The 17,057-nt window shown below is 44.9% G+C and carries 14 protein-coding genes; all 14 read left to right on the top strand.

Going from position 1 to position 17,057, the window contains the following annotated elements; genetic code table 11:
* The first annotated feature begins 6 nt into the window (after positions 1 to 6).
* On the top strand, positions 7 to 1,938 hold the full coding sequence (locus A3KS_RS21555; RefSeq protein WP_051355933.1) for an HD domain-containing protein: 1,932 nt from the start codon (positions 7 to 9) through the stop codon (positions 1,936 to 1,938).
* Between the two features lie 49 nt (positions 1,939 to 1,987).
* On the top strand, positions 1,988 to 2,821 hold the full coding sequence (locus tag A3KS_RS0115560; protein ID WP_026395691.1) for a CheR family methyltransferase: 834 nt from the start codon (positions 1,988 to 1,990) through the stop codon (positions 2,819 to 2,821).
* Positions 2,822 to 2,994: 173 nt separating this feature from the next.
* Positions 2,995 to 5,988, top strand: coding sequence for a response regulator (locus tag A3KS_RS0115555; RefSeq protein WP_035356512.1), 2,994 nt, complete (start codon positions 2,995 to 2,997; stop codon positions 5,986 to 5,988).
* Positions 5,978 to 7,894 (top strand): HD domain-containing protein, encoded by a 1,917-nt coding sequence (locus tag A3KS_RS21550; protein WP_051355932.1) that lies wholly within the window; start codon positions 5,978 to 5,980, stop codon positions 7,892 to 7,894. The genes A3KS_RS0115555 and A3KS_RS21550 overlap by 11 nt, the downstream gene beginning before the upstream one ends.
* A gap of 135 nt (positions 7,895 to 8,029) precedes the next feature.
* Positions 8,030 to 8,605: a carbonic anhydrase gene (locus tag A3KS_RS0115545; RefSeq protein ID WP_035356511.1), complete on the top strand. Its 576-nt coding sequence runs from the start codon at positions 8,030 to 8,032 to the stop codon at positions 8,603 to 8,605.
* A gap of 65 nt (positions 8,606 to 8,670) precedes the next feature.
* Complete coding sequence (locus A3KS_RS0115540; protein ID WP_051355931.1) at positions 8,671 to 9,915, top strand: serpin family protein; 1,245 nt, start codon at positions 8,671 to 8,673, stop codon at positions 9,913 to 9,915.
* 237 nt (positions 9,916 to 10,152) lie between these two features.
* Complete coding sequence (locus A3KS_RS0115535; protein ID WP_026395687.1) at positions 10,153 to 10,983, top strand: undecaprenyl-diphosphate phosphatase; 831 nt, start codon at positions 10,153 to 10,155, stop codon at positions 10,981 to 10,983.
* A gap of 38 nt (positions 10,984 to 11,021) precedes the next feature.
* Positions 11,022 to 11,846, top strand: a complete 825-nt coding sequence (locus A3KS_RS0115530; RefSeq protein ID WP_026395686.1) for a nitroreductase family protein — start codon at positions 11,022 to 11,024, stop codon at positions 11,844 to 11,846.
* Between the two features lie 44 nt (positions 11,847 to 11,890).
* The gene (locus A3KS_RS0115525) at positions 11,891 to 12,508 is read left to right on the top strand and encodes an ABC transporter ATP-binding protein (RefSeq protein WP_026395685.1); all 618 of its coding nucleotides are present in this window, start codon (positions 11,891 to 11,893) and stop codon (positions 12,506 to 12,508) included.
* Entirely contained in the window at positions 12,508 to 13,281 is a 774-nt protein-coding gene (locus tag A3KS_RS0115520; RefSeq protein WP_026395684.1) for an ABC transporter permease, read from the top strand. The genes A3KS_RS0115525 and A3KS_RS0115520 overlap by 1 nt, the downstream gene beginning before the upstream one ends.
* A gap of 108 nt (positions 13,282 to 13,389) precedes the next feature.
* Positions 13,390 to 14,670, top strand: a complete 1,281-nt coding sequence (mtnK, locus tag A3KS_RS0115515; protein WP_026395683.1) for an S-methyl-5-thioribose kinase — start codon at positions 13,390 to 13,392, stop codon at positions 14,668 to 14,670.
* Positions 14,671 to 14,999: 329 nt separating this feature from the next.
* Complete coding sequence (locus tag A3KS_RS0115510) at positions 15,000 to 15,419, top strand: hypothetical protein (protein ID WP_026395682.1); 420 nt, start codon at positions 15,000 to 15,002, stop codon at positions 15,417 to 15,419.
* Positions 15,420 to 16,175: 756 nt separating this feature from the next.
* Positions 16,176 to 16,793: a hypothetical protein gene (locus tag A3KS_RS0115505; protein WP_026395681.1), complete on the top strand. Its 618-nt coding sequence runs from the start codon at positions 16,176 to 16,178 to the stop codon at positions 16,791 to 16,793.
* Between the two features lie 61 nt (positions 16,794 to 16,854).
* Positions 16,855 to 17,057: transposase (locus A3KS_RS0115500; protein WP_026395680.1), on the top strand; the 203-nt coding region annotated here is incomplete at its 3' end.

Genomic DNA, 17,057 nt, shown 5'->3' with positions numbered 1-17,057 from the left:
TGACTTGTGGAAACGAGACAATTAAAGATTTTAGTGATTGATGACAACCGGGATAATGTGATTGTCTTAAAAGCCCTGATCCGTGATGCCTTTCCGGAAGCCAAGGTCTTGATGGCTTTTGATGGTAAAAGCGGATTTGAAATGGCAGCATTGGAAGATCCGGATATTATTTTTATGGATATTATCATGCCGGGGATGGACGGTTTTGAGGTATGTCGAAAATTAAAAGCCAAGACCGATCTGGCCGATATTCCGGTGGTTTTTGTGACAGCTTCCCGAGGCGATCGGGAACATCGGATCCTGGCTCTGGAATGCGGTGGCGAAGGCTTTCTTTCTAAACCCATCGATGAACAGGAACTGATTTCTCAAATCAGAGCGATGGAAAAAATCAGATGGGCCAATATTCAAAAACGTAATGAGAAAAAACGGCTTAACATTCGGGTCAGAAAACAGACCGAGGCGTTGAAGGCCGCTCACGCCCGGACCCTCAAACTGCTGAAATCGCTGGAAAAAGAAAATGAAGCCCGAAAAAAAAGCGAAAAAGCCCTGGTTGAAGCTCAGAAACTGGCCCATTTAGGGAGTTATGAGTTTGATTTTGAAAATGATAAAATCAATTGTTCGGAGGAAGTGCTGAATATTTTTGGGGTTGTTTCCATAGCAGAGGTGAATACAATGGAGCGCTTGCTCCAATTTGCCCAACCCGATGAGATCCCCGGCATTCTGGAAAATATCAACAAGGTGATGGTGGAAAAATCAACGGCTGATTTTATTTTCCGAATCTTCCGGCAGGATGGCGAAGAACGGATTATCAATATGCGGATGATTCCCCAATTTAATGAGACCAACCAGCATATTGGCAATTTTGGGACGATTCAGGATATCACCCGGATCAGAAAAACCGAAGAAGAGATCCGTTATCTGAGTTACCATGATTACCTGACTGGTCTGTTTAACCGACGGTTTTATGAAGAGGTTCTGATCAAACTGGATACTGAAGAAAATTACCCGTTGACCCTGGTCATGGCTGATGTCAATGGTTTAAAAATGATCAATGATTCTTTTGGACATGCTGTGGGTGATGAGCTGCTGCAGATGGCGTCAAATGTTATTAAAAGCGGCTGCCGGGAAAATGATGTGATTGCCAGACTGGGCGGTGACGAATTTGTTATTATTTTAGCCCGAACTGATGCCGAAACAGCGGCACTGATTATTAAAAGATTAGAAATGTTAGCGACGCGACAAAAGATACGAGGGCTGAAACTCTCCATTGCGTTTGGCAGCCGAACAAAAATCAGAAAAGAAGAGAATATCCAAAAAGTGCTTAAGAATGCCGAAGATGATATGTATCGTCATAAGCTCTATGAAAGCGCCAGTATGCGTAGCAAGACCATTGAACTGATTATGAACACCCTTTATGAAAAGAGCAACCGGGAAATGATGCATTCAAACCGGGTGGGTCTGATCTGCGAAAAAATCGGCATGCGGATGAAGCTGGATCAAGATGAAATCAATCAGATCCGAACCGCCGGACTGATTCATGATATTGGCAAAATGGGAATTGACGAAAAAATTCTGAATAAACCGGGATCCCTCAGTGATGATGAATGGAAGGAGATTCAACGACATCCCGAAATTGGTTATCGGATTCTCAGTTCGGTAAATGAATTTTCAGAAATGGCCAATTGCATTCTGGAACACCATGAGCGATGGGATGGTGGAGGCTATCCCAAAGGTTTAAAGGGGGAAGAGATTTCGCTGCAGGGCAGAATTGTGGCAGTGGCTGATTCCTTTGATGCCATGACCAGCGACCGGACCTATCGCAAAGGTTTAGGTCAGGCCGAGGCGATTGCCGAAATCAGGCGTTGTGCCGGGACCCACTTTGATCCGCTGGTGGCGAAAATGCTAGTCGATGTGGTCCATTCGGAAATGATTCATTAGGGAGCACCGGCAGACTACTACCGTCAGCCGGATGAACAGGGGGATACTAGTGGGATTGCAGACAGACGATTCGATTCTCGAGATGATTAGGATTATGAACGACACCTACAAAAAAGATTTGACCATCTATGATGACGCTTTTCTGGCAAAATCGCTGGAACGGCGGATGACCGGCATCGCTGTCAGCAGCTCGGACTACCCATCATATTTACAGAACAATCGTCATGAAGCCGACTGTTTAATGGCATCGTTTCAGATTACCTATAGTCAGTTTTTCCGGAATTCGCTGACCTTTGCAGTGCTGGAGCAGTTGGTTTTACCGCATCTGCTTAGCCATAAACCAGAAAATGGCGAAATCAGAGTGTGGTCGGCAGGCTGTTCCACCGGGCAGGAAGCCTATTCCATCGGGATCCTGCTGGAAGAGTTGAGTCAAGCTTCGTCAAAAGCGATGCGATATCGAATTTTTGCCACTGACCTCTCACCGGAAGCGCTTGATACAGCTAGAAACGGCATTTATGACGAGGATAGCATTGCCAATATCCGGATGAAATACCTCAAAAGCCATTTTATAAAACAGCGAGAAGCCTATGCTGTTGTTCCCGGATTAAAACAAAAGATTGACTTTTCAGAGTATGATTTATTGGATTCCCATTCGAGTAATCCGCCAGACAGTATTTTTGGCGATTTTGACATCATTTTTTGCTGTAACCTGCTTTTTTACTACCGTCCCGATGTGCGAAGGTCGATTGTCAGGAAGTTAAAACGTTCGCTGGCCGCGGGTGGCTATTTAGTCACTGGAGAAGCGGAAGCCATCTTTATGGCCAAAGACGAGGATCTCAAGACGCTGTCTGCCAGCGTACCTATTTTTCAGACCAATCTCTAGCAGCGAGCCTATAGCGAGCCTATCTTGTGAATTAGACTTGGGCATTGTGCGCATACGAGAAACTTATGCATCATACTTGTGTATGGAGCTCGAATGCTAAAATAAAACTAAACTACCATTGTGCTGTGTTTCCAGATTTGTTGCACTTCATATAAATGGTCCAGGGAGAAAATATGAACATCAAAAATTTAAAGGTAAAAACACAGCTCAGGATCGGTTTTGTGATTATTTTGTTTTTTGTTATCTTATTGGGGATTGTTGGTTATGTCCAAACCAATGCCATCGTCAATCAGGCCGAAACCATGTATAATCATCCCTTTCAGGTCACCAAAGCAATTGACCGTCTGGATGTCGATATTCTCAGCATGCGGGTGGGAGTAAGAGATCTGATTCTGGCCAACACCGGAGAAGAGCGTGAAAATGCGATTGAATTGATGGAACAATACGATGCCGATATTCAGATTCAATTTGACATTTTGCGGGAGCTTTATTTAGGGCCGGAACAGGACGTCGAGGAAGCATATAATGCTTATATCAACTGGGAAACGGCCCGCACAGATATTGTCGAAAGCACCCTGGCTGGCGACCTGGAAGCGGCCCGGAAAAGTCTGCTGCCGGGAGAAAGGGTGGGGATTTATCGGGAAACTCTAAATGATAAAATGGCGGTTGTGAAAAGTTATGCCAGTAACAAGGCGGATGAGTTATACCAGGGTTCGACTGACTTGTACACCAAAATAAAGATACAATTGTTAATGATTGTCCTGATCATTATCGGTTTATCGGTGCTGGTCAGCTTTATTTTACTGCGGAATATTCAGGAACCATTAAATGAGCTCACCCGAACAACCGATGAATTCCAGAATGGCCATCATAATGCCCGAAGCAATTATCATTACCACAATGAATTTGGAATGCTGTCCGAATCCTTTAATACCCTGGCGGATGATATTCAGAAAAATATGGAGCTTAATGAACGAACCGCCAATTTTGTCAAGATTATGCTGGGTGAAGAAGATGCCCGAAAATTCTTCCGGAAAACCCTGAATACCTTATCCCGATACACGGATTCTCAGGTTGCTGCGGTTTATTTGCGTAATGCCAATAACAATCAGTTTGAACATTTTGAATCCATCGGTCTGGAGGAAATGGGCCGGGTCGCTTTTGACGGGGATAGTCTGGAGGGGGAATTTGGAGCTTCGGTAGCCAGTGGCCGGTATACCCATATTAAAGATATCCCGGAGGATTCACGGTTTGCTTTCTATACCGTCAGTGGGAAGTTTATACCCCGGGAAATCATTACGATTCCCATTATTTTTAGCGGCGAAGTCATTGCGGTGGTGTCTTTGGCCGCCATTGGTAAATACAATCAAAAAGCCATCGATTTTATCGAAAAAACCATGAGCACCATGAGTACAAGAATTGAGGGAATCCTGGCCTATCGGACGATTAAAGAGTTTTCGGAAAAATTGGAACACCAGAACCGTGAGCTGGATGCTCAAAAGAACGAAATGGAAGAACAATCAGTGGAACTGATCCATCAGAATATCGAACTGGAAATGCAGAAAAAAGAGCTGAATGAGGCCAACCAGCTTAAAACAAACTTTTTATCCAACATGAGTCATGAATTGCGAACACCCCTTAATTCCGTCATTGCCTTGTCCGGGATTTTGAACCGGCGGCTGAAGAATGAGATTCCAGAAGAAGAATACAGCTATCTGGAAGTCATCGAACGTAATGGCAAAAACCTGCTGGCCCTGATCAATGATATTCTCGATATTTCCCGGATCGAGGCCGGCCGGGAAGAGATCGAAATTACGACATTTAATATTAATCAACTGATCAATGAAGTGGTGGAAATGCTGGCACCCCAGGCCAACGAGAAAAATGTAAGCTGTCTTAACGGCGCCAAAGACACCGCTGTCTATATCAACAGCGACAGCGATAAGTGCCGCCATATTCTCGAAAACCTGGCCGGTAATGCAGTTAAATTTACCGAAAAAGGGCAGGTTGAGTTATCGGTGGGTCAGGACGGCGAGAATATTGAAATTCGGGTCAAGGATACCGGCATCGGTATCGATGCAAGCTATCTGCCTTTTATTTTCGATGAATTCAGACAGGGAGATGGCAGCACCTCCCGCAAATTCGGCGGAACCGGACTGGGATTGGCGATTGCCAGAAAATATGCCAACCTCCTGGGGGGAACAGTCACCGTAAGAAGTGTCGTCGGACAGGGGTCGGAATTTATCCTGACGCTGCCGATTACTTACTCGCCTGAAAATAAGGTAATGGAACTGGCGTTTGAAACAGGGCGGGAAGGTTTAAAGCCAGGGTTAAAAACAGAAGTGCCGAACTTGACCGGTAAACCAGCGGCTGATCCAGCGACCAAAACCTTACTGATGGTGGAAGACAGCGAGCCGGCCGTGATCCAGATCCGCGATCTGCTGGAAGAAAGTGGTTATACAATAAAAGTTGCCCGGGATGCAAAAGAAGCCTTTGATATCATGGCGGAGGTGATTCCCGATGCCATGGTTCTGGATTTGATGATGCCGGGAATTGATGGGTTTGAATTGCTCCAGACCCTCCGGGAAGCCGAAGCAACAGCTGATGTGCCGGTGTTGATTTTGACTGCCAAGCATATTACCAGAGATGAACTGAAATATCTGACCAAGAACAATATTCACCAGTTGATTCAAAAAGGTGACGTTAACCGGGATGAGCTGAAAAAAGCCATTGCTTCGATGCTTTATCCGGAGATCCGGGAAAAAAGGGGCGCTTATCTTGAACCCCGAACCGATCAACGAAAGCCGTTGGTGCTGGCGGTGGAAGATAACCCGGACAATATGATCACTGTGAAAGCATTGCTCCACGATCATTTCCGGGTGCTGGAAGCGGCAGACGGCCAGGAGAGTATTGAACTGGCTAAACAGTTTGTCCCAGATCTGATCCTGATGGATATTGCCCTTCCGGAAATTGATGGCATCCAGGCCTTTAAAGCGATTCGGAGTCTACCCGGACTGGAAAAAATTCCCGTCATCGCGTTAACTGCCAGTGCCATGACCCGAGACCGGGAAGGGATTTTAGCTCAGGGTTTTGATGCCTTTATTCCCAAGCCGATCATCGAACGGGAGTTTTTAAAAGTAATACAAGAGGTGCTCTATGGCAGATAGACAATTGAAATTTTTAGCAATCGATGATAATCAGGACAATCTGATCACCATGCGGGCCCTGATCCGGGAAGCCTTTCCAGAAGCCCGGGTGCTGACGGCCACCACCGGTACTAAAGGCATTGAGATTGCCGGGGCCGAAGATCCGGATGTGATTCTTCTGGACATTGTGATGCCGGAAATGGATGGCTTTGAGGTTTGTCAAAGACTGAAGGCTGAACCGTGCACCAAAGAAATCCCGGTGGTCTTTGTAACCGCAATCAAAGGGGATCGGGAGCATCGCATTCTGGCCCTCGAATCGGGAGCTGAGGCATTTTTGGCCAAGCCCATCGATGAGTCCGAACTAACAGCCCAGATCAGGGCGATGGTAAAAATAAAAAACGCCCATCGGCAAAAACAGGACGAACAAGGTCGGCTGGCCCAGATGGTCGAGGAAAAGACTGCCGCATTGAAAGCGGCTCATATCAGAACAATGGAGTTGCTGGAGAGCCTAAAAGTAAGCGAAGAAAGAAATAGACGGCTGATTACCCAAATGGAACAGGGATTGGCGGTACATGAGGTTCTGTTTGACAGTAATGGAAAACCTGAGGATTGTAATTTTTTGTATGTCAACAGCAGCTTTGAACAGCTGACTGGCTTTAAGAGTCAGGATATCCTGGGGAAAACACTGACTGAAATTATGCCGGATTCAAAAGATTTTCTGGTCGAAAAATACGCGCAATTAATAAAGACAAGAGCGTCGGTACGCTATGAAAAGTACTTCCAGCAATTTGAAAAGTATTTTGAAGTGGTGGCCTATTCCCCCGAACCGCAGCAGGTTGCGGTGATTGTCTCGGACATTACCGAACGAAAGCAGACGGAAGCAAAGATTCGTTATTTAAGCAATCACGATTACCTCACCGGGGTTTACAACCGCCGCTACTACGAAGAAGCCCTAACCAGTATTGATCGGGAAGAAAACCTGCCCTTAAGTCTGGTCATTTCTGATGTCAATGGCTTAAAGCTGGTTAATGAATCATTTGGTCATGCTCTCGGCGATGAGTTGCTCAAAAAAGTGGCCGGGGTCATTCTGAAGGAGTGTCGGGATCAGGATGTGGTGGCCCGGCTCAGCGGCGATGAATTTATTATTCTATTGCCACAAACGGATGAAAGCCAGACTGCAAAAATTGTCAAACAGATGAGAGCAGCGGTCCAGCAAGAATCTGTTGGTGCCATTGATTTCTCGATTTCATTTGGCTATGAAACCAAAATCAACAGTGACCAGAATATTCAGGAAGTATTGAAAAATGCCGAAGACAACATGTATCGGCATAAGCTTTACGAAAGTGCCAGCATTAAAAACAAGACCATCGATTTAATCATGAACACCCTCTATGAAAAAAGCAGCCGGGAAATGCTGCACTCACAACGGGTCAGTGAGATTTGCGAAAAAATCGCGTTTAAAATGAATTTTGACCAGGACGATATCAGTCAGGTAAAGGCTGCCGGCTTAATTCATGATATCGGAAAAATGGGCATTGATGAAAAAATACTCAATAAGCCGGGGGGACTGGATTCGGATGAGTGGAAAAAAATTCAGCGCCATCCGGAGATTGGGTATCGGATTTTAAGCTCGTCCAGTGAATTTTCGGAGCTGGCCAGATATGTGCTGGAGCATCAGGAGCGATGGGACGGAAAAGGTTACCCGAAACAGTTGGTGGGAGAAGAAATTTCGATTCAGGCCCGCATTATTGGAGTGGCGGATGCTTTTGATGCGATGACCTGTGACCGGGCTTATCGCAAAGGACTAAGTGTGGCCGAGGCCGTGGCAGAAATAAAAAAATGTGCCGGTACCCAGTTTGATCCTGAAGTCGCCACTGTTTTCGTAGAAAAAGTTTTAGCCGACAGATTCACACTTACTATCGAGTAAATCATACTCAATGGCGATTGTAGACACGATCGGATGTCCGATTCAGGCGTTTTAACGGCTGCGTCTATAACCTCCATTGAGTACCCGTCTCAATGATTGTTTTAAATAATAACTAAATTTGAAAAGAGGTATGTTATGTGTGAAAAGAAACAGGATGTGATTGAAGCAGCAATCGAGCGATTGCAAAAAGGCAATCAGAACTTTGTTGAAACAGAGAAAAACAATGGTGATGTTTCCCAAATGGTTCGAACCAAAAATGTCGAAGAGGGTCAGAAACCTTACGCGGTTGTAGTAACCTGTTCAGATTCCCGGGTCCCGCCGGAACACATTTTTTCGGCTGGTATCGGTGAGCTATTTGTGATTCGAACCGCGGGAAATGTGATTGGCGATTTTGAATTAGGTAGTATTGAGTATGCCGTGGGTCATCTGGGAACAACGGTGGTGCTGGTCATGGGACATAATCACTGTGGGGCCGTGGCAGCAGCGATGCAGGGTCATGGTCATGGGCATATTAACGCCATCCTGGAAGAAATTCAGCCCGCCATTGAGGGTGAAGAAAATGTCGGAAAATGTGAGAATCTTAATATTGATAATAGCATTAAGCGAATCCTCCAAAGTGAAACCATTAATAGCTTAATTAACGCTGGCAGTGTCAAAGTTTTAGGGGGCAAGTACAACCTGGAATCGGGGGCGGTCGAATTCTTTATGTAATCGATTAGGGAAAAATTCGGTGGATCCGGATCAATAGGTGTTTAAAAAATAAAAAGGGGACAAAGATGAAACGAGGATTAGCGGTTCTGCTGGGGGTGTTTGGTATGGTAGCGATAATATTCATGGCATCGGGCTGCAAAAAAGCGGTCATGTCAAAACCGGATGACGAGGTGCTTAGTTCGTTTGATGTCGCCATGGTTGAAAAGACCAATGATTTCGGATTTAACCTCTACAAAAACCTGGCTCGGGAGAACGAAAACATGATGATTTCTCCGGTGGGGGTATCCCTGGCAATGGCGATGGCCTATAATGGCGCAACCGGAGAGACTCAGGAAGCCATGGCAAAGGCGCTGAATATTCAGGGAATTGAGCTCGACAGCCTGAATAAAAACAATCTGGCGCTGATATATTTATTGACCACTGCCGATCCAAAAGTAACCTTGAATATTGCCAACTCGATCTGGATGGTGGAAGATTTTAAATTCTCCGAAACTTTTGTCGAGACGGTTAAGAATGATTATCAGGCAGCGGCAAAAAAATTGGATTTTGCGGATCCCAAGTCTGCCGCTGAAATCAACAAATGGGTGGAAGAGCAAACCCGGGGAACCATCAACGAGATTGTCGCGCCGCCAATTGACCCGCAAACGATCATGTTTCTGATTAATGCCGTTTATTTTAAAGGCACATGGACCAATCCCTTTGAGCAGGACCTCACCACCGACCAGCGTTTTAAACTGGCCGATGGCCAGACCGTGATCGCACCGACGATGTACCAGAGTGGCTCCTTTGATTATTTTAAGACCTCCGGTTTTCAGGCTTTGCGGTTGCACTATGGTGAAGATGAACAAATGGCGATGGTGCTTTTTTTACCCAATGAAGATGTCAGTCTGGAGCAATTCCAGAAACAGCTGAATCAGGATAACTGGTCAAACTGGATGACTCTTTTCGAAACAAAAACAGGTAGTCTGATGCTACCGAAATTTACCATGGAGTATGAAAAGTCGCTTAATCAGGTGCTGACAGACTTGGGCATGGGTGTAGCTTTTGAAGCTGGAATCGCTGACTTTTCAGGAATGGCAGCGGCAGGGGCGACGGATGATATTTATATCAGTGATGTTAAGCATAAAACCTTTATTCAGGTGGATGAAGCCGGTACCGAGGCTGCTGCCGTGACTTCGGTGGAAGTTGGAACGACCAGCATGCCGGTTTACGATTTCGAACTCAATTTCGACCGACCTTTCTTCTATGCGATTCAGGACAATGAAACCGGCGCCATCGTCTTTATGGGATCGGTACTCGACCCCAGTTAATAAAAGTCAAATCAGTGTCCGGTATTGTTCTGACAGACAATACCGGATATTTTTTCTTGGGTATTTTTTAAGATTCCAGCCTATTATCACCATAATTCTATAAAAACATTGTAATTTTCAGGATAAAAAAGTAAACTTAATGATGTGAGTTTATTTATTGTTTCATAGCGGTGTATCATAATGCGATCCGTTCCCGGGACAAAACGACTTAAAATTACAGGCAAAAGAGAGGAAGAAATGGGATTTTTAGAAATTTTAAAAGCAATCTTTCTGGGGATTGTGGAAGGTGTAACCGAGTGGCTGCCAATCAGCAGTACCGGACACATGATATTAGTGGATGACATAATTAAATTGAATATGTCGGATCCGTTCATCGAAATGTTTTTGTACGTTATCCAATTAGGAGCAATTTTAGCGGTTGTTTATATCTATTGGCATAAATTGGTGCCATTTTCATTTAAAGATAAAAAAATAATGATCCGGAAAAATACTGTGATTCTGTGGTCAAAAATTGCGGTGGCCTGTATCCCGGGGATCTTAGCTTATTTGCTGCTGGACAGCCTTTTTGATACCTACTTTATGAATTCAATTACGGTGTCGGCGATGCTGATTCTGTATGGGATTCTTTTTATCGTGATCGAGAATTACAATAAAAAGCGCCAACCGGAAGTTTTAAAATTATCGCAACTAACTTACAAAAAAGCCCTGCAAATTGGGGCGTTTCAGGCCTTGTCGATTGTACCGGGGACATCCCGGTCCGGGGTAACCATCCTGGGCGGAATGATTTTGGGAACATCCCGAACAGTAGCCGCCGAATTTACCTTCTTTATGGCCGTTCCGGTGATGTTTGGGATCAGCTTCTTAAAACTGATCAAATTCGGTTTTGCTTTTACTGGCTGGGAAGTGGTGATTTTACTGGTGGGGATGATCTCGGCTTTTATCACCTCCATATTGGCGATTAAGTTTTTAATGACCTATATCAAAAAGCACGACTTTAAAATTTTCGGCTGGTACCGCATCGTTTTGGGTGTGATTGTCTTGCTGTATTTCTTTATTACCGGTAATTAGTCGATTCTAAATTCGTCAAAGATTGAAAGGAAGAAAAGATGATTAAAATTGATCAGGAAAAGTGTATTGGTTGTGGCGCCTGTGTTGATGATTGTTTTACCCGGGACCTTGTCATTGCCGATGATAAGGCCAAAGCCCTTAATCAAACCTGTATTAAATGCGGCCATTGCATTGCCGTCTGTCCGGTTCATGCCGTCAGCATAACCGACTACGATATGAGCGAAGTGAAGGAATACGAAGCCGCGAGTTTTGATATTGAACCGGAAAAACTGCTGAATTTTATTAAATTCAGACGGTCGGTCCGACAGTTTAATGATCAGCCGATTGAAAAAGAGAAGCTGGACGCGATTATTGAAGCTGGTCGTTTTACCCCAACTGGGGGTAACCGCCAGCCAGTGTCTTTTGTGGTCGTCCAGGAGCAACTCGCGGAGTTGACCGGACTAGCCCTGGAAAGCCTTAACAATCTGGGAAAAGTGTTGCTGGCCGATACGGAAAAGACCCCGCCCTTGATTGCCTATTATGCTAAGCGGTGGCTGCAAATGTATGAAGGTTATCTGACTAATCCGGAAAAACCCACCGATCTGTTTTTTAATGCCAAAGCCGTTTTGCTCGTTGTCTCGGAATCACCCATTGATGGCGGCCTGGCTGCGACCTCCATCGAACTGATGACCCATGCCCAGGGACTGGGAATGTTCTACAGTGGCTTTTTTGTCCGGGCAGCGGCCAACAGCGACAAACTGCGACGCTTTTTGGGGATTGAAGATACCAACAAACAGGTAATTGCCTGTCAGGTGATGGGATATCCCAAGGTCGCCTATCAGCGCACCGTGCCCCGAAAAAAACCGGAAGTATCCTGGCGATAAGACCATCAGTCAGGTAGGAACGGAATTTAAACATGAGGTGAAAGATGGCTTATCTGGAATTCCGAAATATTCAGTTGAAATATGATCAGCGACTGATTTTTTCAGGCTTCAATCTGGAAATCGAGCAACATGAAAAGGTCCTGTTCTGTGCGCCCTCGGGTCGGGGAAAGACCAGCCTGGTTAAAATGCTGCTGGGCTTTGTGGTGCCGGACCAGGGCCAAATTTCGGTGGCAGGGGTTACCCTGACTGGGGAAACCGTGAATAGCATTCGCAGCCAGATCTGCTACGTGAGCCAGGATGCCGATATTCCCAAAGGGATTGTCAGGGATGTTTTTGCGGCGGTTTTTAAATTTCAGGTTAACCGTCATCTAAACTATCAGGAAGCGGTTTTGTGCGACTGGCTGGAGACCATGGCGCTACCGCAAGACACCCTGGAAAAAAATGTCGACGCCCTGTCCGGGGGTGAGCGGCAGCGATTGGCTGTGATTCTTGGGATTCTGCTGGATCGCGATATCTGGATCCTGGACGAAATCACCACCGGGCTCGATCTGACCCTCAAGACAAAAATGGTGGAGCTGCTGCTGAGCTATGATAAAACCATTTTAGTGGTTTCCCATGATGATATCTATCAAAATCGGGGACTCCGGGAGGTGAGCTGGTAATGGGCGTTCAAGAAATACCTTTTTATACCCCGTTATACTTGCTGATTTTTGTGCTGCCGATGGTCATCATCAATGTCAAACTGGGAATTGGACTCAATAAACGGACCATTTATGCACTCTTCCGGATGACCATCCAGTTGGTGCTGGTGGGCTTTTTTCTGCAGTATATCTTCTTATTCAACAACCTCTGGGTTAATTCAGCTTATGTTTTATTTATGATCGGAGCAGCGGGATTATCGACCGTTAAAACCTGCGGATTGACCATCAAAAATCAGTTTTTACCGATTGTAATTGGTTTCGGCGTTCCCAATCTGGTAATGATTCTGTTTATCAATCAATTTGTGATCGGTCTTGACAATATCTTTGATGCCCAATACTATATCCCCCTGATGGGTATGCTGCTGGGTAACAGTCTCAGCGGCAACATTATCGGGATCAATACCTTTTACAGTGGCTTAAGGCAAAATGAACGGCAGTATCAATATCGGCTGGCGTTGTCAGCCAATCAGTGGGAATCCACCCTGCCCTGGTACAAAGAGGCCATCATCGCCTGCATGAATCCGATTATTGCTTCCACCGAAACCGTTGGTCTGGTCTCCCTGCCGGGGATGATGACGGGTCAGATTCTCGGTGGCTCAATGCCGATGACCGCCATTGTCTATCAGATTGTGATTATGGGGGCGATTCTGATCTCGCGTTATTTCGGCATCCACTTCTCGATTTTATTAACCCGGAAGAAGGCCTTTGATCGATATGATCGATTAATCCTCTAGAGGTGCGCAAAATATTCCCGTTAATCAAATAATTAGTTCATTTATTTCTACTTCTCGCCGTGATAAAATGTAAAAATATGAAATCCGTTTAAAATCGCGAGGTAGAGAATGTCCTATAAAGATTTAACACCCAGTACCGTCATTGAATATTTAGAAACATCCACGGATATTTTTCCGGCCGGGGCCAGGCTTACGGTTTATGAGGTTGGCGGCGGCGAAGACGACGGGGATGGCTTTGTCAACCACATTTATCGGGTCTGGGATGAAACCGGAAAGTCGGTTATTCTCAAACAGGCCAAACCCTACCTCAAGCTATTTGGCGAAGGGGTGCCGCTGACGGCCAAGCGTAACCAGCTGGAATCCGAAATCATCAAGCTGCGATCAGCCATTACTCCAGAGTATCTGCCGGAAATGTATCACCTTGATCCGGACAACAATCTTTTTATTTATGAGGATTGCGGACGGCTGAAAATTATGCGTTTTGAATTGACAAAGGGGAAACTGTTTCCTAAATTCCCCCAACAGATGGGTGAATTTCTGGCTAAATCGAATTTCTATACATCCGAGATTTATTTGGATCAGATGGCTCATAAGATGCTGGAATGTAAATTTATGAATCCCGAAATGCGGGTGATTATGGAAACCATTCTGTTTTTACGGGAATCTTTTATTGAAGGCGAAGTCGATCTGCCGGCGGGGGATCCCAATCATCTGGCCATGAGCGACCTGCTTTGGGAAAAACGGGAACTGCGGGTTGAGCTGCTGAAGCTGCGGGGCATTTTCATGAAGAAAAGTGAATGTCTGGTTCATGGCGACCTGCATACCTCCAACATTATGATCGACGAAAACGAGATGAAAATAATCGATATGGAATATCCGTTTATGGGTCCATCTTCATCCGATACTGGCTATCTGGTCGGAAATCTGGTTTATGAGTATATTGCCTGGTTCCACCATGAAGAAGGCACCAAACCGTCCCGGAAAGCTTACCGCCAGGAAATGCTGGGCTATATCCGCGATTTGATCACCGAATATCAGCGGGTTTATAAGGCCTGCTGGGATCAGGATGCCAAGCCGATGTATCGGGAGTATACTGAGTATCGTGATGATCTGCTGCGAACCTATATCAAAGAGGTCTGCGGCTTCACCGGCTGTCAGATTGTCAGCCGGGTCGGTGGGATTGTACCGCTGCCGGATTTTGATGTGCTCAAGAATCCGGTTAGCCGGAATTGTGCCCGGCGGTTGTCGCTGCTGATTGCCGATGCGCTGATCATGAAACGGGAAGAGATGGAATCGGCGGAAGACATCATTTCGCTGATCGAAACCATTACTTATCGGTATTTTGATGTGATGAAGGCGTTAAAAAACCGAAATAAAGCCAGCGAATAAAACCAGATGCTCAAACTCAAGTGATTTTTTCGCTTGAGTTTTTTGTTTGCGGAAATGTCGGTAGGGGGAATGTTTATTTTCACAGAAATGTGGTAGAATAATAGTACGAAAATAGGTTGGAACGAACACAGAAATCTTTTTTATAAAAAAAGGAGGGCTAAGCGAAACACAGGGGTTAATTAAAAGACCGGACGAGTAAGTGAAAGCACGACTGAAATCGGTTGCACAATAAATCAGCCGGTCAAGCTGCGGTTAAGTAATTAGGATAACATGCAGAAATGGGATTCCAGCTATTCGCGTAAAAATTATCATTCAGGAGGAAAAGAGTCATGAAAAAAAATAAATTAACACTTTATCTTTTAGCCATAACCATTATGTTGGTTTCAGTGCTGTTTATGGGGGCAAGCTGCAGTTCAACCACCGCCAATGTCAGTAATGCGGTGATGACAACGGGAGTCGATGACAGTTCCATGCCGATTGATGAGGTCACCTCATTTCCGGTCAATACCGATGTCTATGTGGCAGCTGAATTGCATAACGCCCCTGACGATACGGACATTACCTTTATCTGGTATCTGGAAGATCAGGTAGTCGATTCCGTTACCATCAATAACGGTGACGTCAGCGATGCCCCACTGTGGGGTATTCTTCCGGCTGAACTGGTTACCACACCGGGTAATTATGCCGTCGAAATTTATATTGACGACCGCGAAGAACCTGATACCGTCACCGAATTCGTCGTTAAATAAACGAATAGCGAGGGAGGCGTTAATCAACTGATAGAAAAAAATGAAATAATCGCCAGTACTGCCAGACAATCTGAGAAATCGGAATCCTTCACAAATTTGGTGGAGCAACTCTGTCCGGAAAGTTAATGAATTTCAATATACCGTCGATGGAAAAGCTTATGAATATGAATATGAATTTGATTTGGGTCAGCTCAACTAGATTGTTAAGACGGCTGCCAAAGAAAACGGATGGAAATTCAAGGTAGTTCTTTCAAAGAAAAAGGATGGTACGAAAGCAATTTAACTTAAAAAAAAACATAACAAAAGCGCAGGCCTGGCCTGCGCTTTTAAAATGTGTAAGTTTATCAATATCGATCAGAGAACCAAAACCTGATAGGTGTTTATTCATGGTTAAGAATATGGTATACTATTTAACAGTGGGAACGGTTGCCCCTTGAGAAAGGGAGAGGATGCTTTTGTACGTTTATATTCGATAGTCTGATTTAATTCAGCTTGTTTGTAGTCGCTTTAATAAGATTAGTCTATACGATTACTCGTAAAAAAATAAACTGCCCCTGTAGCTTGAGAACATAGGACGGTCTATCTGTTTCATATTCGACTCGCAAGTGGTGCAGCTTAGTATCACTTATATAAAACTAGGATAGCATGTATTCGATTAGTTTTCAAGCGTGAGTTTAATAAAAAATTAACAGGCCATTCTGCCTGTGCTTTTAAAAACAGGCACTTAACTGATGAAAGAAAAAGGTGAGGCATCCGGTGACAAAACACATCCATATCAAACAGACGCTGAGTATCGTGATGACCGTGAGTGCTCTTTTGATCATGTTTTCAATCCTCTACTATATTGCATTGCCAACGACGACATCGCCTGAGGTGGTCGAGGGTCAATTGGATTTATCCCATTGGGATTTCGAAAAGGATAGTATTGTTTTCTTAAACGGGGAATGGCATTTTTATCCCCAAAGTCTGCTTGAGCCGGAAGCACTCGCTTCGTCAGAGCCAGAGATCTTGAAGGTTCCCGGTACCTGGGATATGAAAAAGCCCTATCAGCAGCCATCAAAAGGCAACGGAACCTATCATCTTTTTATAAAATTACCCGACACGACGGAAGCGTTTGCATTAAAGATCGAGAATATCTGGATGGCTCATCGGCTTTTTATCAACGGTTCTCTGGTTAAGGAAATGGGTGTGCCCGCCTGGGATGAGGCGCAGTATGAACCGCGGAACACACCCTATCTGGTCAACATTGAGCCGACCGATCATCTGGACATCGTCATCCAGGTATCCAATCAGATCTATTATAGCGGCGGTATTACGCATCCCATCCAATTAGGTGGCGGGCCGTTTATGACACAGCATGGAGTGTTATCATAAAAGTGCAGTCCCAAATTGCAAGGAAATGAGGTAAAATAAAAATAAAAAGGACTGACTAGTGATGAAAAAAGTATATAGTGCCGAAGAACGCTATGAAGCGTTGAAACTGGCAAATGAGATCGGCAACAAAGCGGCTGCAGAGCGATTAGGTATAAAGCTCGATACCTTGTACACGTGGATCAGCAAAGCTAAAACCGGAAAGGTTGGTTATTGTGATAATCCAGGGAATATCCCAATAACAGATCCCAATCGTTTAAAACAGCT

This window comes from Acetobacterium malicum subsp. dehalogenans DSM 11527 (assembly GCF_000472665.1).
Classification (GTDB): domain Bacteria; phylum Bacillota; class Clostridia; order Eubacteriales; family Eubacteriaceae; genus Acetobacterium; species Acetobacterium malicum.
The sequence above is the reverse complement of the archived record's forward strand: the minus strand, read 5'-3'. Positions and strand labels throughout refer to the sequence as shown.

Excerpts from the sequence above, each read along its gene's own strand:
- A3KS_RS0115555 (WP_035356512.1), top strand. The coding sequence starts at position 2,995 with ATGAACATCAAAAATTTAAAGGTAAAAACACAGCTCAGGATCGGTTTT.
- A3KS_RS21550 (WP_051355932.1), top strand. The coding sequence starts at position 5,978 with ATGGCAGATAGACAATTGAAATTTTTAGCAATCGATGATAATCAGGAC.
- A3KS_RS0115545 (WP_035356511.1), top strand. The coding sequence starts at position 8,030 with ATGTGTGAAAAGAAACAGGATGTGATTGAAGCAGCAATCGAGCGATTG.
- A3KS_RS0115540 (WP_051355931.1), top strand. The coding sequence starts at position 8,671 with ATGAAACGAGGATTAGCGGTTCTGCTGGGGGTGTTTGGTATGGTAGCG.
- A3KS_RS0115535 (WP_026395687.1), top strand. The coding sequence starts at position 10,153 with ATGGGATTTTTAGAAATTTTAAAAGCAATCTTTCTGGGGATTGTGGAA.
- A3KS_RS0115530 (WP_026395686.1), top strand. The coding sequence starts at position 11,022 with ATGATTAAAATTGATCAGGAAAAGTGTATTGGTTGTGGCGCCTGTGTT.
- A3KS_RS0115525 (WP_026395685.1), top strand. The coding sequence starts at position 11,891 with ATGGCTTATCTGGAATTCCGAAATATTCAGTTGAAATATGATCAGCGA.
- A3KS_RS0115520 (WP_026395684.1), top strand. The coding sequence starts at position 12,508 with ATGGGCGTTCAAGAAATACCTTTTTATACCCCGTTATACTTGCTGATT.
- mtnK (WP_026395683.1), top strand. The coding sequence starts at position 13,390 with ATGTCCTATAAAGATTTAACACCCAGTACCGTCATTGAATATTTAGAA.
- A3KS_RS0115510 (WP_026395682.1), top strand. The coding sequence starts at position 15,000 with ATGAAAAAAAATAAATTAACACTTTATCTTTTAGCCATAACCATTATG.